This window comes from Salipiger pallidus, assembly GCF_014643635.1.
GTDB lineage: Bacteria > Pseudomonadota > Alphaproteobacteria > Rhodobacterales > Rhodobacteraceae > Salipiger > Salipiger pallidus.
The window spans coordinates 109,286-130,986 of the sequence record NZ_BMJV01000003.1; the positions used below are offsets into that span (position 1 = coordinate 109,286).

Consider the following 21,701-nt stretch of genomic DNA (forward strand, 5'->3'; position numbering starts at 1 on the left):
AGGTGTGCCACGGGCGCGCCCGCTTCGCCAGTGCGGATACGGGGTCAGGCGCCCGATGGCGATCCGCAATCGCGGTCTCCGGGGTGTTGCAGCGGAATTGCCCCGCAAATCTCGCGCAGTGCGGTCTTGAGCCCCTCTTCCAGAGTGGGATGGTAGATCGGCAGGTCGAGCATGTCTCCGGCGGTCATGCCCTGGGTGATGGCAAGCGCCAGCAGGTGGGCCATGTGGTCCGCGCCGGGGCAGAAGAGGTCGGCGCCAATGAGCCGTCCTTCACGGTCGGCGTGTAGCCGCGCCAGCCCGGTGGCCCGATCCTCGACCTTCGCGCGGCCCTGATCGGTGTAGTCGGCGGTGCCGGTGACGGCGCCCTCGTCCGCAGGTTGGCCCACGGTGACCAGCGGCGGGTCGGTGAAGGTCACCGCCAGCGGAACCTTGCGGGTGCCGGGCACGGGGGCGGGGAAGCTCACCGCATTGCGCCCGGCGATGGCACCTTCGTCGCTTGCCTCATGCAGGAGGGGGCGGTCGGCATCGGCGTCGCCCACCATGAAGATCGGCAGATCACCGCATTGCAGCGTGGCAGGGCAGACCTGCGGCATGCCCTTGTCATCCAGATCGAGGCCAGTGGCATCGAGCCCCAGCCCCTTGATGTTCGGCGGCCGACCGGTGGCGACGAGCACCTTGTCGAACTCTTCCGATCCGCCCTCCCAGTCGATGCGCAGACCAACCTCGAGGGCGGTGGGCTGCGGGTCTGTGCCGAGGCGCAGGGTCATCTCGTGGCTCAGCGCGTCGTACAGCGCATCGTGTATGTCCTCGTCCCGGGTGCCGCCAAGGCTGTCAGACTGATCGAAAAGTGTCACCTTCACCCCGAGCCGTGCCATGGCCTGCGCCAGCTCCATCCCGATGATCCCGCCGCCAATCACTGCAAGTCGGCGGGGCAGGTCGGGCAGCTCGAACAGCGTGTCGTTGGTCAGCAGCCGGTCACCCAGATCGCGGTAGGGCGGGGGTACCATGGGGGAAGAGCCGGTGGCGATGATCACCGCTTTCGCGCTGACACTGCGCCCGTCTTCGAGTTCCAGCGTGGTGGGGCCAGTGAAATGGGCGCGGGACTGGATGCGTATCTCGTCCGGCAGGTCCATGATGCTATCACGGGTGGCCCCGGCGAAGTCGTCGCGCAGGCGGCGCAGGCGGGTCATGACCTCGGGGCCGTTCACCGTGACCTCGCCAGTGTGCACTCCGAAAGTGTCGGTGCCGCGGGCATCATGGGCGCGGTGGGCGGCGGCGATCAGCAGCTTCGAGGGCATGCAGCCCACGGTGGCGCAGGTGGTGCCGATGAATTCCGGGTCGATGAGAAGGGTGGTCGCGCCATTCTTGCGGGCGCTGCGCTCGGCGGCGAGCCCGGCGGTTCCGGCGCCGATGATGGCGACGTCGCAGGTAAGGTCTGTCATGGGGTCCCTTTCCGCCCGGTCAATCGGGGTCTGGAAGGGAACGGCGGAAGGCCGGGCCGAGTTCCGCCCGGCCTTCCGCCATCACTCGCAGGCTGTCGGCCCGATGGGGCCAGTCTGCGCTGGTCAGTCCGCGAACCAGTCGCGCAGGATGCGGGTGTAGATCGCTTTCAGCTGGTCGATCTGCTCCACCGGCACGCATTCGTCCACCTGGTGCATGGTCTTGCCCACGAGGCCGAATTCCACCACCGGGCAGTGGGTCTTGACGAAGCGCGCATCCGAGGTGCCGCCCGAGGTCGACAGCTCTGGCACCACGCCGGTTTCGGCCTCGACGGCGCGGCCGATGATGTCCGACAGCGCCCCCGGCGGGGTAAGGAAGCTTTCGCCCGACACCTTGATGCGGATTTCAGTGGTGGTGCCGAAGGCGGTATCCACGGCGGCGGCCTCCTCGCGCAGCCAGTCCGACAGGGATGCGCCGCTGTGCAGGTCGTTGAAGCGGATGTTGACCGTGGCGCGGGTCTGCGCCGGGATCACGTTGGTGGCCGGGTTGCCGGTGTCGATGGTCACCACCGCAAGCGTCGAGGCGTCGAAATGGTCCGTACCCTCATCAAGCGTATGGGACGCCAGCCGATCCATCAGCCGCGCCATGGCGGGCATGGGGTTGAGCGCCCGGTGCGGGTAGGCGGAATGGCCCTGCCGCCCGGTCACGGTGAACCACGCGGACAGGGACCCGCGCCGCCCGATCTTCATCATTTCACCCATCTGCGACGGGCAGGTCGGCTCGCCCACGAGGCAGACCGTCATCGCCTCGGCCTCGGCGTCCATCCAGTCGAGCAGGGCGATGGTGCCGTCAGTGGCGTCCCCCTCTTCATCACCGGTGATGGCCAGCACGATGGCACCGTCGGGGGGCGTGTCCCTGACGAAATCCACGGCGGCGGCGGCAAAGGCGGCGACGCCGGATTTCATGTCCGTGGCCCCGCGCCCGTACATCACGCCGTCCCGGATCTCGGCCCCGAAGGGATCGGCGGTCCAGGCCGCCTCGTCGCCCACTGGCACAACGTCGGTGTGGCCGTTGAAGCCGAAGGTGCGGGGGTGGCCCTTGTCGCCCCACCGGGCATAAAGGTTCGACGTTCCGTTCCTGTCGACCCGGTAGCAGGTGAAGCCGGCCTCGGTCAGCAACTCCTGCAACAGCACCAGCGCACCGCCTTCGGCGGGTGTGACCGAGGGGCAGCGGATAAGCCGGGCGGTAAGGTCGACGGGGTCGGTCATGTCATGGCTCCTGCGTTTGCGTGCCCTCCGGGCTAGCGCAGCGGCGGACAAAGGGCAAACCTGTAGCATGACGGGCGTGGAGAACGATGGTCCGGTTTCCACGGGCGTGCCCCTGTTCGGGCAGCAAAATGGTGTGGGTTGATCGACGCCGCGATGCCCCTTGTCATGACCAGATGCCGATGCTTGGAGACGATGGGACTTGTAGCGGCATGCACGGCCCAAGCCCTTTTCCCAAGCGCATGACTTCCCAAGTGGATGGATGTCCTGGCGGATGGACCAACCGCAGATCTGCCCTCTCAGGGGCCGCGGGGTGGGTGGTGCCCTTAGTCCTCGTCGTAGAAGGGCGTGACCTGCGCGACGATGACCGAGTTCTCTTCGAGCGCGCGCTCCATAAGGGCGCGCTCGTCCTCGTCGATGTCGTGGCCCTGTTCGAGCCGTTCCTCGAGGGTGCCGTAGCCCGTCACGTCCAGCGGGGCGACATCGGCCTGCTTGAGGATCGCGACGGTCTCGCGCACCGCTTCGGCCTCGTCGACACCGGAGGCATAGCACATCAGCGCGGCGCCGGTAGCCTTGTCGGGTAGCCCGTCACCGGACTTGCGGCCCACGTCCACCAGAAGCGTGTAGACCTGCTGGCGCGAGGGTTTCTTGGGCTTGTTCATGACGGACTCCGGCTTGACTGCGCGGGGGGATGCGGCAGCGCCGCGCCCCTGTCAAGCGGACACTGCGTTTCGCTTGGGGCGCATACTGAATTGCGCCAGCGGCGCATGCTGAACTATTCCAGCGGCACACAGTGGGGAATGCCTGGGGCGGGCTCAGCCCATGGAACCGAAGAGCTCGACCGCCACGGCGCAGCCGTAGATCACCATCAGCAGAACGCTTTCGATACCGATGCGCGCCGGCCCCTCGCGCTGGCGCAGCACCAGCCCGCCCAGCAGGACGGCGGTCATCAGCATGCCCGTCGCCAGCCAATAGAGGTCGGTCTGCCCCGCTGCCTGATAGATGCTGCCATCGCGGTAGGCTACGTCCGAGAACACGAGGAACAGCGTGTCGAAGGTGTTGCCGCCGATGATGCCGCCCACGGCCAGCTGCAACGATCCCTTTCGCACTGCGACCAGCGTGGTCACCAGCTCGGGCAGCGAAGTAATCGTCGCGGTGATGAGCGCGCCGACAAGGCTCGATGACAGCCCGTAGCGGGTGATGAATTCGCCTGCGACCTGGCTGATGATCCAGCCCGCACAGCCCATGAGGGCCACCAGAGCGGCAAAGATCAGCGCGGGTCTCAGGACCGGGGCGTTTGGGTCGTGGTCTTCCTCGGGCTCGTCTTTCCGCGTGTCGCGGGTCTGAACCGGTTGCCACATGGGTCGTTCGCTGACGATGGCCGACAGCCGCACGCCCCACAGGTAGCCTAGGAACATCACCAGCGACACGGGGTGCACCCCGAAATAGGCGATGTCCGGCCCGGCCATCGCGGCGACGGGAAGGCTCAGCAGGATCATCAGCATCACCGCTTGGAACAGGTTCGCAGGCTCGGCGGCGGCATGTTCGAGGTTGGCGCGCTTGTGCAGCAGGTCCGCCACGGCAAGGAACAAGGTCTGCGCCGCGATCCCCCCGACCGCGTTGGACACCGCAAAGCTCGCGTCACCGCCATAGGCGGCGGTGATCGACACCACCACCCCCGACAGCGAGGTGGCCCCGCCCAGCAGGATGCCCCCCGCCAGCGCTTCGCCCAGAGAGGTGCGGTCGGCGATGAGGTCGGCCAGATGGGTGGCCCGGATCGAGGCGGCGACAACGGCGGCCCCGGCGATGGCAAAGATCAGCAGAAGGATCGTGAGCGATAGATCGGCGAACATGGGGCTCCGGCGTCTTGGTCAGCTGCGTCGGGGGAGTGGGTGACATGAAAAAGGCCGCGCACCGGGTGGTGCACGGCCCAAGGCCTCATGGCCAATGTGTCAGGCGCTCCGGCGGAAGGCCCGCGCAATGGCGATCAGAATGCAGGCACCGATGAAGCCGATGATCAGCTGACCAATCCAGCCACCCAGCGTGCTGCCGACAACAAACATCAGGATGGCGTTCAGCAGGATCGCGCCCACGATGCCGAGAATGATGTTCATGATGATGCCCATGTTCGACTTCATGAACTGTTCCGCGAGCCAGCCGGCGATCCCGCCGACGATGATGGCTGCAAGCCAACCGAGTCCGGTCATTGTAAAACCCCTTGAATATATGGTGCCGGGGCACGCCCGGCGTCTGAGTTAACAACATCCGAAGGTTTGGATTGGTTCCGCGCCCCTGTAATTTTACGGCCCGCCACGCGAAAGGCCGGAGCAGGTGCCCCGGCCTTCCACAATAGTCTGCGTCGCGGATCAGTCGCGAAGCAGCTCGTTGATGCCGGTCTTGGAGCGGGTGCGCTCGTCGACGCGTTTCACGATGACGGCGCAGTAGAGGTGCACGCCGTTCTTCGACGGCATGGTGCCCGACACGACCACCGAGTAGGGCGGCACCTCGCCGTACATGACTTCGCCGGTCTCGCGGTCGACGATCTTCGTGGACTGGCCGATGTAGACACCCATGCCCAGCACCGAGCCTTCGCGGACGATGACGCCCTCGACCACCTCGGAGCGGGCGCCGATGAAGCAGTTGTCCTCGATGATGGTCGGGCCGGCCTGCATGGGCTCCAGCACGCCGCCGATGCCGACGCCACCTGACAGGTGCACGCCCTTGCCGATCTGTGCGCAGGACCCGACGGTGGCCCAGGTGTCGACCATGGTGCCGGTGTCCACGTAGGCACCGAGGTTCACGAACGACGGCATCAGCACCACGCCCGGCGCGATGTAGGCCGACCGGCGCACGACGCAGTTCGGCACGGCGCGGAAGCCGGCCTCTTTCCACTCGGCGTCATCCCAGCCTGCGAACTTGCTGTCGACCTTGTCCCACCAGCCGCTGCCCTGCGGGCCACCGGACTGCAGTTCCATGTCCTTGATGCGGAAGCCCAGCAGCACGGCCTTCTTGGCCCACTGGTTGACCTGCCAGTCGCCGCTCTCGGTCTTCTCCGCCACGCGCAGCTGCCCGCTGTCGAGCGCGTCGAGCGTGTCCTCGATAGCTTCGCGGGTTTCGCCGGTGGTGGCGGGGGTGATGGTGTCGCGCGCCTCCCAGGCGGCTTCGATGGCGGCTTCGAGCTGTGCGTTGGACATGTCTGTCTCCTCGTGCGATCCGGGGTTTGAATTGCCTATAGCGGCCAGATCGCCGCAAGAAAAGGAGCCTCCAGCATGGCCAAAGCCATCCACAGCATGATCCGCGTCCTAGATGAGGACCGCTCGGTCGCCTTCTACGACACCGCCTTCGGGCTCAAGGTCGCGGAGCGGCTCGATTTCGACAGCTTCACGCTGGTCTACCTGTCGAACCCAGAGTCGGAGTTCGAGCTGGAGCTGACGGTGAACAAGGACCAGTCCGAACCTTACGATCTGGGCAATGGCTACGGCCATTTCGCCGTGTCGGTCGAGGATGTCGCCGCCGAGCACGCGCGCTTCACCGAGGCCGGCCTGAACCCCCGCAAGCTGGTGGATTTCGCCCCGGGCGGAGAAGTCATCGCACGGTTCTTCTTCGTGCAGGACCCTGACGGTTACGAGATCGAGGTGCTGCAGCGGGGCGGACGCTACCTCTGAGATTCTGCGCGGCGGCCCGGACCCAGCGCCGCAGGTCGCCGCGACATCGCCATACCGGAGACGAGGCTTTGGCTTGGCCGCCTTCAGGCTGGCGACCGGTTGCCTGGCGCCCAAAGGGGCAGGGTCTTGCGGACTTTGCAGGGACAAACCGGGAGGTCCGGAGGCCGCTTCGCCAGCCCGGCGGCCGGTGATATGCGGCGACCCACGCTTACCCCTTGCGGAATCGCGGTGCGGCGCGTATATCCCCCCTCAATAGCGGCGCGTTCGGAGCTTCTCCGGGGCCCACCGGGAAAGATACGACGGGCCGCGCGCCCGTTTTTTTGTGCCGTAATCGGACCTCAACCGGACCCGGAGACATGACAGACCTGATCGCCAAGACCTCCATCGACAAGCGCATCGCCGAGATCGTCACCCCCGTCATCGAGGACATGGGGTTCGAGCTTGTGCGCCTCCGCCTGATGAGCGGCAAGACCGCCACGCTTCAGATCATGGCCGAGCGCCCCGAGGGCGGTGTCGAGATCGACGAGCTGGGCGAAATTTCGACCGCCATTTCCGCCGTACTTGATGTCGAAGACCCGATCATCGACACCTACGTGCTCGAGGTCGGCAGCCCCGGCGTCGACCGTCCGCTGACGCGGCTCAAGGATTTCGAGACTTACGAAGGCTATGACGCCAAGATTCAGACCGAAGAGTTGGTGGATGGGCGCAAGCGCTGGCAGGGCATCCTGGCCGGTGTCGAGGGCGGCGAAGTGCTGCTCAACATCGAAGAGGATGGCGAGACGCAGACCATCGGCCTGCAGTTTGACTGGTTGGCCGATGCCAAGCTGATCCTGACCGACGACCTCATGCGCGAGATGCTCAAAGCCCGCAAGGCGCGCGATGGCAACGACGCGGATGCATCGACTTTCGACGAAATTCAGGCCGACGACGCGGCCACCGACGAGGAGTAAGACCCCCATGGCAATCACCTCTGCCAACCAGCTCGAGCTGCTTCAGACCGCCGAGGCCGTCGCGCGCGAGAAGATGATCGACCCGGCTCTCGTGATCGAGGCTATGGAAGAGTCGCTCGCCCGCGCCGCCAAGAGCCGCTACGGCTCCGAGATGGACATCCGCGTTAAGATCGACCGCAAGACCGGCCGGGCGACCTTTACCCGGGTGCGCACCGTGGTCGAAGACGAGCTTCTGGAAAACTACCAGGCCGAGTTCACCGTGAAGCAGGCCAAGCAGTACATGGCCGACCCGCAGGTGGGCGACACCTACGAAGAAGAAGTTCCGCCTGTGGATCTTGGCCGGATCGCGGCCCAGTCGGCCAAGCAGGTGATCCTGCAAAAGGTCCGCGAAGCCGAGCGTGATCGCCAGTACGACGAATTCAAGGACCGCAACGGCACCATCATCAACGGTACCGTCAAGCGCGAGGAATACGGCAACGTCATCGTCGACATCGGCCGTGGCGAGGGCATCCTGCGCCGCAATGACAAGATCGGCCGCGAGGCCTATCGCCCCGGCGATCGCATCCGCTGCTACATCAAGGATGTGCGCCGCGAAGTGCGCGGCCCGCAGATCTTCCTGTCGCGCACCGCGCCGGAATTCATGGCCGAGCTGTTCAAGATGGAAGTGCCGGAAATCTACGACGGCATCATCGAGATCAAGGCTGTGGCCCGTGATCCCGGTTCGCGCGCCAAGATCGGCGTCATCTCCTATGATAATTCCATCGACCCCGTCGGTGCCTGCGTCGGTATGCGCGGCAGCCGCGTTCAGGCCGTCGTGAACGAGCTTCAGGGCGAGAAAATCGACATCATCCCGTGGAACGAGGATATGCCGACCTTCCTCGTGAACGCCCTGCAGCCCGCAGAGGTGAGCAAGGTGGTGCTCGACGAGGACGCCGAGCGCATCGAGGTCGTTGTGCCCGACGAGCAGCTGTCGCTGGCGATTGGCCGCCGTGGTCAGAACGTGCGCCTTGCGTCGCAGCTGACCGGCCTCGACATCGACATCATGACCGAAGAGGAAGAATCGAAGCGCCGTCAGGCCGAGTTCGAGCAGCGCACCAAGCTGTTCATGGACACGCTGGATCTCGACGAGTTCTTCGCCCAGCTTCTGGTGTCCGAAGGCTTTACCAACCTCGAGGAAGTGGCCTACGTCGAGCTGGACGAGCTGCTGGTCATTGACGGTGTCGACGAGGACACCGCGCAGGAACTGCAGACCCGTGCCCGCGAGAACCTCGAGGAACAGGCCCGCAAGGCTCTGGAACACGCTCGTGAACTGGGTGCAGAGGACAGCCTCATTGACTTCGACGGCCTCACTCCCCAAATGGTAGAGGCACTTGCCGAGGACGGCGTGAAGACCCTCGAGGACTTCGCGACCTGCGCGGACTGGGAACTGGCCGGCGGCTGGACCGTCGTGGACGGCAAGCGTGTGAAGGACGATGGCCTTCTCGAGACGTTCAATGTCGATCTTGCCGAAGCTCAGAACCTCATCATGACCGCACGCGTCATGCTGGGCTGGGTCGATCCGACCGAGCTCGAGGCGGACGAGGAAGAGGGTGACGATCTCGAGATCGACGCCGAAGAAGACACCGACGAGGAGCAGGCCTGAACATGAGCCGGGGCGGCGCACAGAAAAACCGCGAGGACGGCCCGGAACGCCGCTGTATCGCCACGGGCGAAACGGAACCGGCGTCCGGACTGATCCGCTTCGTGGTGGGGCCGGAGGGGCAGGTTGTGCCTGACCTCGCCGGCAAGCTGCCCGGGCGCGGCATCTGGGTGTCTTCGGAGACGAAGGCGCTCGAGACTGCCGAGAAGAAGGGCCTCTTCAAACGGGCCGCGAAGGCTCCGGTCACCGTACCGGAAAACCTTCCGGTGCTCGTGGAACAGATGTTGGCGCGCAGGGTGGTGGAACTCATCAGCCTCGCACGCAAGTCCGGCGCCGCGGTGGCGGGCTATGAAAAGGTCAAGGACTGGCTTGGGCGTGAGGACGCCGATGTGCTGATCCAGGCCGAGGACGGGTCGTCTCGCGGCAAGTCCAAATTGTCTACTCCCCCCTGGGGGACCTATATCGGTTGGCTCACTGCGGATGAACTTGGGCTGGCCTTCGGTCGTGAAAAGGTGATACATGCCGCGCTTGGCGCTGGCGGACTCACCAAACGTGTTGTAGAGGAGGCCCGACGACTGAAGGGCCTGCGTGTCGGTGCGTCCGACGCGAAAACGGTGGCAGGGGCCACCGGGGGCGGCAGCGGCCGCCGGAAAGGACGAGAGAGCTGAATGAGCGATAACGACGGCAAGAAGACTTTGGGTGTACGTGGCGGAGGGCCCCGTTCGGGTTCTGTGAAGCAGAGCTTCAGCCACGGGCGTACGAAGAACGTCGTGGTGGAAACCAAGCGCAAACGCGTCGTGGTGCCCAAGCCCGCAGCGGGTGGTGGCAAAAGCGGTGCGGTTGGCGGCAGTGGCAAGCGCCCTGCGGGGATCACCGACGCCGAGATGGAGCGCCGCCTGAAGGCGCTTCAGGCTGCCAAGGCGCGCGAGGCTGGTGAAGCCGCGAAGCGCGAGGCCGAGGAAAAGGCCCGCGCCGAAGAGCGTGCACGCCAGCGCGCCGAGAAGGAACAGAAAGAGCGCGAGCAGCGCGAAGCCGAAGAGCGTCTCAAGGCCAAGGCCGAAGAAGAGCGCAAGGCTGCCGAGGCCGCCGAGGCTGCGAAGGTTGCCAAGAAGGCCGAGGCATCCGCACCTGCTGCTGCGGCGGCACCGGCCGCGGACCGCGCGGCGCCTGCCGGCGCCAAGCCCGCCCCGAGCCCACAACGCAAGGCCGACCGCGAGCGCGAAGAGCGTGGCCGGTCTGCCCGTGGCCGCGATGATGGCAACCGCCGCTCCGGCAAGCTGACCCTGAACCAGGCGCTTGGTGGTGAAGGTGGCCGTCAGAAGTCCATGGCCGCGATGAAGCGCAAGCAGGAGCGTGCGCGTCAGAAGGCGATGGGCGGCAGCCAGCAGCGCGAGAAGATTGTGCGCGACGTTCAGCTGCCCGAGGCCATCACGGTCGCGGAACTGGCGAACCGCATGGCGGAACGCGTGGCTGACGTGGTCAAGTCGCTGATGAACAGCGGCATCATGGCGACGCAGAACCAGTCGATCGACGCTGACACCGCGGAACTCATCATCGAAGAGTTCGGCCACCGTGTGACCCGCGTTTCCGACGCGGACGTTGAAGACGTCATCAAGACAGTTGACGACAAGCCGGAAGATCTGCAGGGCCGCCCGCCGGTCATCACGATCATGGGTCACGTCGACCACGGCAAGACGTCGCTGCTCGACAAGATTCGCGAAGCCAACGTGACCTCCGGCGAAGCCGGCGGCATCACCCAGCACATCGGCGCCTACCAGGTGACGACGAAGGGCGGCGACGTGCTGACCTTCCTCGATACCCCGGGCCACGCCGCCTTCACTTCCATGCGCTCCCGTGGTGCACAGGTGACGGACATCGTGGTGCTGGTGGTCGCGGCGGATGACGCCGTCATGCCGCAGACGGTCGAAGCCATTGCACACGCCAAGGCGGCGGGTGTGCCGATGATCGTCGCTATCAACAAGGTCGACAAGCACGAGGCGAACCCGACCAAGGTCCGCACCGATCTGCTGCAGCACGAAGTGGTCGTCGAGGCCATGTCGGGCGACGTGCAGGATGTCGAAGTCTCGGCCCACACCGGGCAGGGCCTTGACGAACTGCTCGAAGCTATCGCGCTGCAGGCCGAGGTTCTCGAACTGAAGGCCAACCCCGACCGCGCCGCCGAAGGTGCCGTGATCGAGGCGCAGCTGGATGTGGGCCGTGGCCCCGTTGCGACCGTTCTCGTTCAGAACGGCACGCTCAAGCAGGGTGACATCTTCGTCGTGGGCGAGCAGTACGGCAAGGTCCGTGCGCTCATCAACGACAAGGGCGAGCGCGTGAAGGAAGCCGGTCCGTCGGTTCCGGTCGAGGTGCTTGGTCTCAACGGCACGCCGGAGGCGGGCGACGTTCTCAACGTCACCAGCACCGAGGCACAGGCCCGTGAGATCGCAGAGTACCGTGAACACGCAGCCAAGGAGAAGCGCGCCGCCGCCGGTGCCGCGACCACCCTTGAGCAGCTGATGAAGAAGGCCAAAGACGACAAGAACGTGTCGGAACTGCCGGTGGTTGTGAAAGCCGACGTGCAGGGGTCTGCTGAGGCGATCGTTCAGGCGCTCGAGAAGGTCGGCAACGACGAGGTCCGCGTGCGGGTCATCCACTACGGTGTGGGTGCCATCACCGAGACCGACATCGGTCTTGCCGAAGCGTCGGGCTGCCCGGTCATCGGCTTCAACGTCCGTGCCAACGCGCCTGCGCGCAACAGCGCGAACCAGAAGGGTGTGGAGATCCGCTACTACTCGGTGATCTACGACCTCGTGGACGACGTAAAAGCAGCGGCCTCGGGCCTGCTGTCCAACGAGATCCGCGAGAACTTCATCGGTTACGCCGAGATCCGCGAAGTCTTTAAGGTGTCGAACGTTGGCAAGGTTGCCGGCTGTCTCGTTACCGAGGGTGTGGCGCGTCGTTCCGCAGGTGTCCGCCTGCTGCGCGACAATGTGGTGATCCACGAAGGCACGCTGAAGACGCTCAAGCGCTTCAAGGACGAGGTTCCCGAGGTCCAGTCCGGCCAGGAATGCGGCATGGCCTTCGAAGCCTACGAGGATGTTCGCCAGGGCGACGTCATCGAGATCTTCGAGCGCGAGGAGGTTGAGCGGTCGCTCTGATCGTTGCCTGATCCAAAGAATTGAAGGGGCGGTACCTGCTGGTGCCGCCCTTTTTCATTGCCGGAAGACCGGACAAGAGCGCGGAATTTGGAGGTAAGAGCCTGACGAAGCTCCAGCGTGGTGCATGTCACTGCAAATAGTAGAGGCAAGCATCGACTTGGTTACGCGCTGCTGAGCTTGGCATGGAAGCAACTGCATTGCAGTTAACCCGAAAGGCCTGTCAGGCAGCGCGTTGCGGGCCCGAAGCCGCCTTGGCATTGGCTTGCGGAGGGGCCTGAGGTTTGTCTGGGGGCCGGACAGCGAAAAGCCCGGCCGTTTAGGGTCGGGCTTTCGTGGTAATGTTCAAGAGAGCGTTGCGAGCGGTTTAGGCTGCGACCGGTGTGCCGGTGAAGACCTGGGTGCCGACCCGCACAGCGATGCGTCCATCCGGGAGCTTCTGTTCAAGAATGCCCTGGACGGAGACGCAACTGCCAAGAACGATCGTACGCAGCATTTCCAGTGTTCCCCAATCAGATACAAGAAACTCACGGATATCGGGAAAACGTTAAAATCTCCACAAGAAATAATCGGTACTGCGACTAATTGTTGTGCAATCGTGAGTATTTCTTAAAATATTCTTGCTGCAGCGCAGAAATTCCTGGACTTCCGGATCTCAGAGCCAGTCCCGCAGGATCGGGATCAGCGGCAGGTCCGCGGGGGGCATGGGGTAATCGCGCAGCTGGTTCGGCCTGACCCATTTCAGCGCCTGACCTTCTTTCGGCTGAGGCGTGCCCTGCCACTTGCGGCAGGCAAACAGCGGCATCAGCAGGTGGAAATCATCGTAGGCGTGCGAGGCGAAGGTCAGAGGCGCAAGGCAGCTTTCCCAAGTGTCTATGCCCAGCTCTTCTTGCAGTTCGCGGATCAGGGCATGTTCGGGGCTTTCGCCCGCTTCGACCTTGCCACCGGGGAATTCCCAGAGGCCTGCGAGAGACTTCCCCTCGGGCCGCTGGGCCAGAAGGACGCGGCCGTCGGTGTCGATAAGGGCGACGGCGGAAACGAGGACGATATGGGCCATGCGGAGCTCCTGGCGGCAACGCCGGAGCGAGGGGCCAGCCCCTCGCGCTCCCCGGCATATTTGAAAAGAGAAGAAGGGGCGGGCGTCAGGACCGGTAGTCGGCGTTGATGCTGATGTAGCCGTGGGTGAGATCGCAGGTCCAGACGGTAGCCTTGCCACCACCCAAGCCGATGTCGACGTTTATGATGATCTCGGGCTGCTTCATCACGCTCGCGCCGTCGGCCTCCTTGTAGGAGGGAGCGACCCAGCCCTTTTCCGCGACGAGGATGTCGCCGAAGCTGATCGACAGCATGTCGCGTTCGGCGGCGGCGCCGGATTTGCCGATGGCCATGACGATGCGGCCCCAGTTGGGGTCCTCGCCGGCGATCGCGGTCTTGACCAGCGGCGAGTTGGCGATGGCCATGGCATGGGTGCGGGCGTCGGTGTCGGATTCAGCGCCGGTGACGTTGACCGTGACAAACTTGGTCGCGCCTTCGCCGTCCTTCACCACCTGGTGGGCGAGGTCGAGGAATACCCCCTCAAGCGCTTCGGCAAAGGCGGCGTCAGCGGACGTGACCGAGACGCCCGAGGCACCGGTGGCACCCATCAGCAGGCTGTCGGAGGTCGAGGTGTCGCTGTCGACGGTGATGCAGTTGAAGCTGCGATCGTTGATTTCCGAGACCATGCGCTGCAGGTCAGCGCGCGAGACCTTCGCGTCAGTGAAGATGTAGACCAGCATCGTCGCCATGTCGGGCGCAATCATCCCTGAGCCCTTGGCAAAGCCCGCGATCTTCACCGGGCCGCCGGGCAGGTTCACGGTGGCCGAAGCGCCTTTGGGGAAGGTGTCGGTGGTCATGATGGCGCGGGCGGCTTCCTCGCCCTTGGCGGCATCGAGCGCACCGTTCAGCTCATCCAGCTTGGCGATGATGCGGTCGTGGGGGAGGCGCTCGCCGATCACCCCGGTGGAACTGGTGAAGACGCGGGCAGCAGGCAGGCCGGTGGCCTCGGCGGTGGCGGCGCAGATCGCCGCGACGGACTCGTCCCCCGCAGCGCCGGTGAAGGCGTTGGAGTTGCCCGAGTTCACGAGGATCGCCGCGCCTTCGGCACCATCGCCGCCGATCTTGGCCTGGCAATCGCGCACGCAGGCGGACCGGGTCTTGGAGCGGGTGAAGACCCCGGCAACGGTGCTGCCGGGGGCCAGGAGGGTCAGCATCACGTCCGTGCGTCCCGCGTATCTCACCCCTGCCGCGACGGAGGCGTATCGCACCCCGTCAATGACCGGAAGGTCGGGAAAGGCTGCGGGTGCGAGCGGGGAGACAGACGTGATCTTGGCCAATTATTCCTCCAGGAGTTGCATGTTCGACAGCGCCGTGGGATCGACTTCGGACGCGTCCTTCCGAGTGATGTCAGCCGAGGACATCTTTTCGTCAATGTAATTCTGCACCGCGGTCTGCTGCAGCTTCATCTCGATCTCGCCGCGTACCTCGTCGAGGGCCGGAGCCTCCTGGACGCGGGTCTCATTGAGTTTGATGACATGCCAGCCGAACTGGGTCTGAACCGGCTCGGATACCTCGCCAACTTCCATCTCGTCGACGGCCGCCTGGAAGGGCTCGACCATCATGCCGGCACCGAACCAGCCAAGCTCGCCGCCGTTGGGGCCGGAGGGCCCGGTGGATTTCTCGCGCGCCACTTCGGCGAAATCGGCGCCGCCATCGAGCTCTGTGATGATCTCCTGGGCTTCTTCCTCGGTTTCCACGAGGATGTGCGAGGCGTTGAATTCCTGGCCCATCTCGGCGTCGACGTATTGCTCGTCATAGGCCGCCTGTACTGCCTCGTCGCTCACCGCGCCGTCGGCTATCGTCTTGACCACCTCGGCTGCCAGAAGCGAACGGCGCTCGTTGTCGAGCGACAGGGTCACGCGGGCGGTTTCCTCGGCCGCGTCATCCTGTGCCAGAACTTCCTGCTGGATGATCTGGTCGAGGATGCCGGTCCACAGCACTTCGTCGCCAAGCTGCTGGTATTGATCGGGAAGCGTGGCGCGGACCGACAGCATGTGGCCAAGGGTGATGTCCGTGTCGCCGACGGTCGCAACCACGGTATCGAGCCCCATGTCGTCCTGTGCGGAGGCGGGCAGCGCCAGGCCGATGGCGAAGGCCGCCGCGGTCAGGGTGGTAAGGGTCTTGCGCATGAGATCAGGTCCTTTCGGGTCCTTGGTATGTCGGTCACGGCAGGAGCATGGCCACCGGGGGCAACGTTGACACTCCCACAGCACAGCCTTACATGGCCCAATGGCTCTGCAAGGCCGGTCGTTCTCTCGTGTCATATGGGCTGCGTTCCGGGCGGGCAAGCGGATGCCACCGCAAGAACACGGTTTTGTCAGACAGGAAGCAGGCCAGAATGCTGGGTATCGGAAGTCTCGCGAAGAAGGTCTTCGGAACGCCGAACGATCGCAAGGTCAAGGCCACGCGTACCATCGTTGAAAAGATCAACGCGCTGGAGCCCGAGTTCGAGAAACTCGACGACGCCGGCCTGATCGCCAAGACGGAAGAATTCAAGAAGCGTATCGAGGGTGGCGAACACCTCGACAATCTGCTGCCGGAGGCCTTTGCCAACTGCCGCGAGGGGGCCCGCCGGGCCATCGGTCTGCGTGCCTTCGACGTGCAGCTCATGGGCGGCATTTTCCTGCACCAGGGCAATATTTCCGAGATGAAGACCGGTGAGGGCAAGACCCTCGTCGCAACCTTCCCGGCCTATCTCAACGCGCTGACCGGCAAGGGCGTGCACGTGGTCACGGTGAACGACTACCTCGCTCGCCGCGACGCGGAATGGATGGCGAATGTCTTCGCCGCGCTCGGTCTCACCACCGGCGTGGTCTATCCCAACCAGGCCGAGGACGAGAAGCGCGAGGCCTATGCCTGCGACATCACCTATGCCACCAACAACGAGCTGGGCTTCGACTACCTGCGCGACAACATGAAGTCCGACCTCGGGCAGATGATGCAACGCGGCCATTACTTCGCCATCGTCGACGAGGTGGACAGTATCCTCGTTGACGAGGCGCGCACGCCGCTGATCATTTCAGGCCCGAGCCAGGACCGTTCGGACCTTTACGTCGCCATCGACAAGCTGATGCCGCAGCTGCCAGAAGAGGCCTACACCCTCGACGAGAAGGCACGCAGCGTCACCTTCACCGAGGAAGGCAACGAGGCGCTTGAGGAGGTGCTGCATAGCGCTGGCGTTCTGGAAGAGGGGCAGAGCCTCTATGATCCGGAAAGCACCACCGTGGTGCACCACGTCAACCAGGCGCTTCGGGCGCACAAGCTTTACACCCGCGACAAGGACTACATCGTCCGCGACGGGCAGGTGGTTCTGATCGACGAGTTCACCGGGCGCATGATGGCGGGCCGCCGCCTTTCCGATGGTCTGCACCAGGCCATCGAGGCCAAGGAAGGCTGCCAGATCCAGCCCGAGAACGTGACCCTCGCCCAGGTGACCTTCCAGAATTACTTCCGTCTCTATGACAAGCTGTCCGGCATGACCGGCACCGCGGCCACCGAGGCCGAGGAATTCATGGAGATCTATGGCCTTGGCGTGGTCGAAGTGCCTACCAACCGGCCCATCGCGCGGGTCGATGACGACGACAAGGTCTTCCGCACCGCCCGCGAGAAATACGAGGCCATCGCAGAAGAGATCAAGGTGGCCCACGAGAAGGGCCAGCCGGTCCTCGTCGGAACCACCTCGATCGAGAAATCCGAGATGCTGAGCCAGCTTCTCGCCAGGGAGAATCTGCCGCACAACGTTCTGAACGCGCGCCAGCACGAGCAGGAGGCGCAGATCGTCGCTGATGCCGGCAAGCTGGGCGCGATCACCATCGCGACGAACATGGCGGGCCGCGGCACCGACATCAAGCTGGGCGGCAACTTCGAATTCCAGGTGATGAGCGCCATCGCCGAGGCGCCCGACGCAGACCCCGCCGAGATCCGTGCCCGCATCGAGGCCGATCACGACAAGGCCGAGGCTGCGGTCAAGGAGGCCGGCGGCCTGTTCGTGCTTGCCACCGAACGCCACGAGAGCCGCCGCATCGACAACCAGCTGCGCGGCCGCTCGGGCCGTCAGGGCGACCCGGGCCGCAGCTCGTTCTACCTGTCGCTCGACGATGACCTGATGCGGATCTTCGGGTCTGAACGGCTCGACAAGATGCTGTCGCGGCTTGGCATGAAGGAAGGCGAGGCGATCGTGCACCCTTGGGTGAACAAGTCGCTGGAACGCGCCCAGGCCAAGGTCGAGGGTCGCAATTTCGACATCCGCAAGCAGCTTCTGAAGTTCGACGACGTGATGAACGACCAGCGCAAGGTGATCTTTGCGCAGCGGCTCGAGATCATGGAAGCCGAGGACGTGTCCGAGATCACCGAGGACATGCGCCACGATGTCATCGACGAGCTGGTCGATGCCTACATCCCGCCGAAGACCTACGCCGACCAGTGGGACACCAAAGGGCTTTATGCGGCACTGCTGCAGAAGCTGTCCATCGACGTCCCGGTCATCAAGTGGGGCGAAGAGGAAGGCACGGACGCAGAGATCATCCGTGAACGGCTCGAAGAGACGTCCGACAGGATGATGACAGAGAAGGCCGAGGCCTTCGGTGCCGATACCATGCGCCAGATCGAAAAGCAGATCCTGCTGCAGACCATCGACCAGAAATGGCGCGAACACCTGCTGACGTTGGAGCACCTGCGTTCGGTCGTGGGCTTCCGTGGCTACGCGCAGCGCGATCCGCTGAACGAGTACAAGACCGAGGCCTTCCAGTTGTTCGAGACCATGCTGGAATCGCTGCGCGAGACGGTGACCGAACAACTGTCGCGCATTCGTCCCATGACGGACGAAGAGCAGCAGGCGATGATGCAGAAGCTGTCGCAGCAGCAGCAGGCTCTGCGCGATCAGGCCGAAGGGGCCCGCGCGGCTCAGCCTCCCGCGCCCGAGACCGAGGCCGAAGTGCAGGAGGCCGCCGAGGGCATCCCCCCGGAACCCACCACCCCGCTGGTGGACGGCTTCGACGAAAGCGACCCGGCGACTTGGGGCAACCCGAGCCGGAACGACCCCTGCCCATGCGGTTCGGGCCGCAAGTTCAAGCACTGCCACGGGCGGCTTGCCTGACGGGCCGGCGCGGCCCGCCACGCCTGTGTCCGCAGGCCGCGCCCTGGGCCCGATGGCCCTCGGCAGGACTGCTAGACAGGCGATGCTGTGGCGCTCCGGTCAAGGCGTGCTGCCGGGATGTGTGATTGCTGCTCATCATGCTGGCCGGTGGCCTCCGACGCACCGCGCATAGACATGGCCCCGGCCAAATGGCCGGGGCCTTCTGCATCTAGTCTATCCTTGTCACCGCCCGCCCCGGAGCAGCTCGCGACGGGCGCGACCGAACGCTAACGGACCCCACCTGATGGAGCACTGGCACGCCACCGGATCCAAGATCGAGTCCCCTCACCGGGCCGAGCTTGGCGAGAACGCGCTGACCCCGGGCGCACATATCAGGGCTGCCCTGATCCGGACCCGGCGCGAGATCTTCTCGCGTCCCGACTGGGTGCGGTTGGTTTCGCTGCAGACCCTGCGGGCGGACCTGCTGGCGGGTCTGACCGGCGCCTCGCTGGTGCTGCCGCAGGGCATCGCCTTTGCCGCCATTGCGGGCCTGCCGCCCGAGTATGGTTTTTACGCGTCGATCATTCCCACCATCATCGCCGCGCTGCTGGGGTCAAGCTGGCATGCAGTGACTGGCGCGACCACGGCGCTTTCGGCGCTGGTCTTCGGCGCATTGGCGGGAAGCTTTGTGCCCGGCTCGCCCGAGTTCATTGCTGCTGCCATCTCGATGGCCTTCCTCGTGGGTCTGTTCCAGCTGCTGCTGGGGCTGATGCGCATGGGCACACTGGTGGATTTTGTGTCGCATTCCGTAATGACCGGCTTCGTGACCGGGGCAGCTTTGCTGATCGCCACCAGCCAGCTGCGTCACGTGCTGAACCTGGATCTGCCGCGACCCGACGATCCGATGGCCTTCGCGCGGGCGCTGGCAGTGGGGGTGCCCGGTGCCGACCTGGCCGCGGTGGCCGTCAGCGTCACTGCCATTGCCGTCGGCATCGCGGTAAAGCGCATCGACCGGCGCCTGCCCCATTACCTCGTGGCGTTGCTGGCGGCGACGCTGCTGGGCCGCTGGCTTGCGTTCAAGGGGGCAGAGCTGACCACGGTGGGCGCAATCGAGTCGGTGCTGCCGGTGGCGGCGATGCCGGACCTCAGCCCGGGGCTGCTGCGCGACATCGTGTCGGGATCGTTCGCTGTCGCGTTCGTGGGCCTTCTCGAGGCGGTGTCCATCGCCCGGGCCATGGCGGGCAAGTCGGGCCAGATGCTTGACGGCAACCGTGAGTTCATCGGGCAGGGTGCGGCCAACCTCGTGGGCAGTTTCTTCCAAGCCTACCCGGTGTCGGCCTCCTTCACCCGCTCGGCAGTGAACTACGACAGCGGGGCGCGCACGCCGCTTGCGTCGATCTTCTCGGCGCTGCTGCTGGTGGTGATCCTTCTGCTGGTGGCGCCGCTGTTCTCGTACGTGCCCATCGCCGGGCTTGCCGGGGTGATCCTGCTGGTGGCCTGGCGGCTGGTCGATTTCCGCGAGATCCGGCATATCTGCAGCACCTCTGGGGTCGAGACGCTGATCGCGGGGGCCACCTTCTTCAGCACCGTGTTCATCAGCCTCGAGTTCGCCATCTATACCGGGGTGATCCTGTCGCTCCTGCTGTTCCTGGCGCGTATCGCGCAGCCGGTGATCGCCGTCGTCGCTCCGCACCCCGAGGCGCCCAGCCGGCACATGCGCAGCGCCCGGCTTTACGATCTGGACGAGTGCCCACAGCTTATGATTACCGCCATGCACGGGCCGCTTTATTTCGGCACGGTCGAGGCGACACGGCGGGACTTCCACCGGTTCCGGACCGAGCGACCGTCGCAGAAGCATATCCTCTTCATGACACCGTCGAGCAGTGAAATGGACCTTCCCGCCGCCGAGCTTCTGGTGGAAGAGGCCCGCAAGCGTCAGGCCCTGGGCGGATCGCTGCATCTCAAGATCGGGAGCCTGCGTGCGTTGAACAAGCTGGCACGATTCCGCGTGGTCAAGGCGCTTGGCCGTGAGCATGTCCACATGTCCAAGCGTGACGCAATTGCCGAGATCATCCCTGAGCTTGATCCGGAGATCTGCAGGACGTGCCAGGTAAGGATCTTCCGCGAATGTGCAGGTCAGCCGGGCGGCGATGCCGAGACCTCTCGGCAAGACCTCTAGGCCGCGATTCGGCATGCGGGTGATCAACGCGGCACTGCGGGTCATAGGCCCCGGGCAGTGGGGGCAGGCCCGGGAAATATGCCAGGGTGAGCGGATATGAGGGGGCACCGGGCCAGAGCGGCGGCGACCCGGACCTAGCCTTCATCGAAACGTTGCGCAGAGGTGGGGCATGTCCTGACAGGCCGGCCCGCCCGAATGACTCCGCAACTGCGCCGCACGAGCGCCGCTTTTCGCTGTCACGTTTTAGTTCACTGAACAGTGATCGATTGCGGAGTCCAGAATGGCGCAGTTCAAGACCCTTCCACTTGCGGTGGCGACAGTCTGTTCCGCGCTCGCGATCGGTTACTTCATGGAGCAGGGGTCGAAGGAGACCCTGGTCTACGAGGCTGGCGAGCCGATGGTCGTGCGCGACATCAATGATACCTCCTCGGGTGGGGTGACGCCCAAGGCCCCGCGCGGCCCCGTCACCATTGCCGCCCCGTCAGCGACGCCGGTCGTCGCCGAAGCCACCGAAGCGCCCACCGCACCGCCCGACGTGTCTGCAGCCCCGGATTGCAGGGTGACCGCTGAGGCCACCAGCGAAGCCGGCGCAATGATTGCGTTCTCCCTGAAGGCGCCCTGCTTTGCCGACGAAAGCGTGACGCTGCATCACCATGGCCTCATGTTCAGCGGCCTGACGGACGAGAACGGCGAGCTTTCCGTTCAGATCCCGGCGATGGCAGAGCGAGCTCTGGTGGTGGCTGCCTTCGATTCCGGCGATGGTGCCACTGCAGTGGTCGACGTTCCCGCGCTTGCCTTCTATGACCGGGTGGCGCTGCAATGGCAGGGGAAAACCGGCCTGCAGCTTCATGCTCGTGAATTCGGCGCGGCCTATTTCTCTGAGGCCCATATCTGGGCCGAACACCAAGGATCCATCGCGCGACTGTCCGGTGGAAAGGGCGGCTTCATGATCCGGCTCGGGGACGAACGCCTGTCGGACCCGCTCATCGCCGAGATCTATACCTTCCCCACAGGTGCCGCGACGCGTGACGGAACGGTGTCCCTGACCGTCGAGACCGAAGTGACTGACGCCAACTGTGCAGGCAACCTGAAAGCCCAGAGCCTTGAGCGCCTTTCCGGTGATGACCTGCGGGCCCGGGATCTTACACTCGATATGCCCGGATGCGACAGCGCCGGAGATTTTCTGGTGTTGAAAAACCTCGTCGAAGACCTGAAGATCGCCGCGAAGTGACAGGCGCC

18 protein-coding genes are annotated in these 21,701 nt (G+C 64.9%); 8 read left to right on the plus strand and 10 right to left on the minus strand.

Annotated features, from left to right (window positions below; translation table 11 throughout):
* Positions 1 to 44 precede the first annotated feature (44 nt).
* The 6 genes from IEX41_RS08505 to dapD all read right to left on the minus strand — a co-directional run bounded on the left by IEX41_RS08505 (position 45) and on the right by dapD (position 5,899).
* Positions 45 to 1,442, minus strand: a complete 1,398-nt coding sequence (locus tag IEX41_RS08505; protein ID WP_188789820.1) for a dihydrolipoyl dehydrogenase — start codon at positions 1,440 to 1,442, stop codon at positions 45 to 47.
* A 123-nt stretch (positions 1,443 to 1,565) separates the two neighbouring features.
* Positions 1,566 to 2,708 carry a succinyl-diaminopimelate desuccinylase gene (gene dapE / locus IEX41_RS08510; RefSeq protein ID WP_188789821.1) on the minus strand — a complete coding sequence of 381 codons (1,143 nt, stop codon included), beginning with the start codon at positions 2,706 to 2,708 and terminating at the stop codon, positions 1,566 to 1,568.
* Between the two features lie 323 nt (positions 2,709 to 3,031).
* Entirely contained in the window at positions 3,032 to 3,367 is a 336-nt protein-coding gene (locus IEX41_RS08515) for a DUF8846 family protein (RefSeq protein ID WP_188789822.1), read from the minus strand.
* A gap of 153 nt (positions 3,368 to 3,520) precedes the next feature.
* The gene (locus IEX41_RS08520; RefSeq protein WP_188789823.1) at positions 3,521 to 4,558 is read right to left on the minus strand and encodes a sodium:calcium antiporter; all 1,038 of its coding nucleotides are present in this window, start codon (positions 4,556 to 4,558) and stop codon (positions 3,521 to 3,523) included.
* 99 nt (positions 4,559 to 4,657) lie between these two features.
* On the minus strand, positions 4,658 to 4,912 hold the full coding sequence (locus tag IEX41_RS08525) for a GlsB/YeaQ/YmgE family stress response membrane protein (RefSeq protein WP_188789824.1): 255 nt from the start codon (positions 4,910 to 4,912) through the stop codon (positions 4,658 to 4,660).
* A 159-nt stretch (positions 4,913 to 5,071) separates the two neighbouring features.
* Positions 5,072 to 5,899, minus strand: a complete 828-nt coding sequence (dapD, locus tag IEX41_RS08530; RefSeq protein WP_188789825.1) for a 2,3,4,5-tetrahydropyridine-2,6-dicarboxylate N-succinyltransferase — start codon at positions 5,897 to 5,899, stop codon at positions 5,072 to 5,074.
* Positions 5,900 to 5,974: 75 nt separating this feature from the next.
* Between dapD and IEX41_RS08535 the strand changes: the two genes are divergently transcribed.
* The 5 genes from IEX41_RS08535 (at position 5,975) to infB (ending at position 12,117) form a co-directional block, all read left to right on the plus strand.
* A complete protein-coding gene (locus tag IEX41_RS08535; RefSeq protein ID WP_188789826.1) occupies positions 5,975 to 6,370 on the plus strand; it encodes a VOC family protein in 396 nt (131 codons plus the stop codon).
* A 356-nt stretch (positions 6,371 to 6,726) separates the two neighbouring features.
* Positions 6,727 to 7,320 carry a ribosome maturation factor RimP gene (gene rimP / locus IEX41_RS08540; protein ID WP_188789827.1) on the plus strand — a complete coding sequence of 198 codons (594 nt, stop codon included), beginning with the start codon at positions 6,727 to 6,729 and terminating at the stop codon, positions 7,318 to 7,320.
* A 7-nt stretch (positions 7,321 to 7,327) separates the two neighbouring features.
* Positions 7,328 to 8,962 (plus strand): transcription termination factor NusA, encoded by a 1,635-nt coding sequence (nusA, locus tag IEX41_RS08545; protein WP_188789828.1) that lies wholly within the window; start codon positions 7,328 to 7,330, stop codon positions 8,960 to 8,962.
* A 2-nt stretch (positions 8,963 to 8,964) separates the two neighbouring features.
* A complete protein-coding gene (locus IEX41_RS08550) occupies positions 8,965 to 9,627 on the plus strand; it encodes an RNA-binding protein (RefSeq protein WP_188789829.1) in 663 nt (220 codons plus the stop codon).
* On the plus strand, positions 9,628 to 12,117 hold the full coding sequence (infB, locus tag IEX41_RS08555; RefSeq protein ID WP_188789830.1) for a translation initiation factor IF-2: 2,490 nt from the start codon (positions 9,628 to 9,630) through the stop codon (positions 12,115 to 12,117).
* Between the two features lie 364 nt (positions 12,118 to 12,481).
* On the opposite strand, the gene IEX41_RS21695 is transcribed toward infB, so the two are convergent.
* The 4 genes from IEX41_RS21695 to IEX41_RS08570 form a co-directional block, all read right to left on the minus strand.
* Positions 12,482 to 12,610: a hypothetical protein gene (locus IEX41_RS21695; RefSeq protein WP_277874169.1), complete on the minus strand. Its 129-nt coding sequence runs from the start codon at positions 12,608 to 12,610 to the stop codon at positions 12,482 to 12,484.
* Between the two features lie 159 nt (positions 12,611 to 12,769).
* The gene (locus IEX41_RS08560) at positions 12,770 to 13,171 is read right to left on the minus strand and encodes a (deoxy)nucleoside triphosphate pyrophosphohydrolase (RefSeq protein ID WP_188789831.1); all 402 of its coding nucleotides are present in this window, start codon (positions 13,169 to 13,171) and stop codon (positions 12,770 to 12,772) included.
* 85 nt (positions 13,172 to 13,256) lie between these two features.
* Positions 13,257 to 14,486 (minus strand): bifunctional glutamate N-acetyltransferase/amino-acid acetyltransferase ArgJ, encoded by a 1,230-nt coding sequence (gene argJ / locus IEX41_RS08565; protein WP_188789832.1) that lies wholly within the window; start codon positions 14,484 to 14,486, stop codon positions 13,257 to 13,259.
* Positions 14,487 to 15,338, minus strand: coding sequence for a peptidylprolyl isomerase (locus IEX41_RS08570; protein WP_188789833.1), 852 nt, complete (start codon positions 15,336 to 15,338; stop codon positions 14,487 to 14,489). It abuts the gene before it with no gap.
* A 209-nt stretch (positions 15,339 to 15,547) separates the two neighbouring features.
* Between IEX41_RS08570 and secA the strand changes: the two genes are divergently transcribed.
* From secA to IEX41_RS08585, 3 genes are all read left to right on the plus strand, one after another.
* Positions 15,548 to 18,304 carry a preprotein translocase subunit SecA gene (secA, locus tag IEX41_RS08575; protein WP_188789834.1) on the plus strand — a complete coding sequence of 919 codons (2,757 nt, stop codon included), beginning with the start codon at positions 15,548 to 15,550 and terminating at the stop codon, positions 18,302 to 18,304.
* A gap of 283 nt (positions 18,305 to 18,587) precedes the next feature.
* The gene (locus IEX41_RS08580) at positions 18,588 to 20,462 is read left to right on the plus strand and encodes a SulP family inorganic anion transporter (protein ID WP_188789835.1); all 1,875 of its coding nucleotides are present in this window, start codon (positions 18,588 to 18,590) and stop codon (positions 20,460 to 20,462) included.
* Positions 20,463 to 20,742: 280 nt separating this feature from the next.
* Positions 20,743 to 21,693, plus strand: coding sequence for a translocase (locus IEX41_RS08585; RefSeq protein WP_188789836.1), 951 nt, complete (start codon positions 20,743 to 20,745; stop codon positions 21,691 to 21,693).
* The last annotated feature ends 8 nt before the right edge of the window (positions 21,694 to 21,701 follow it).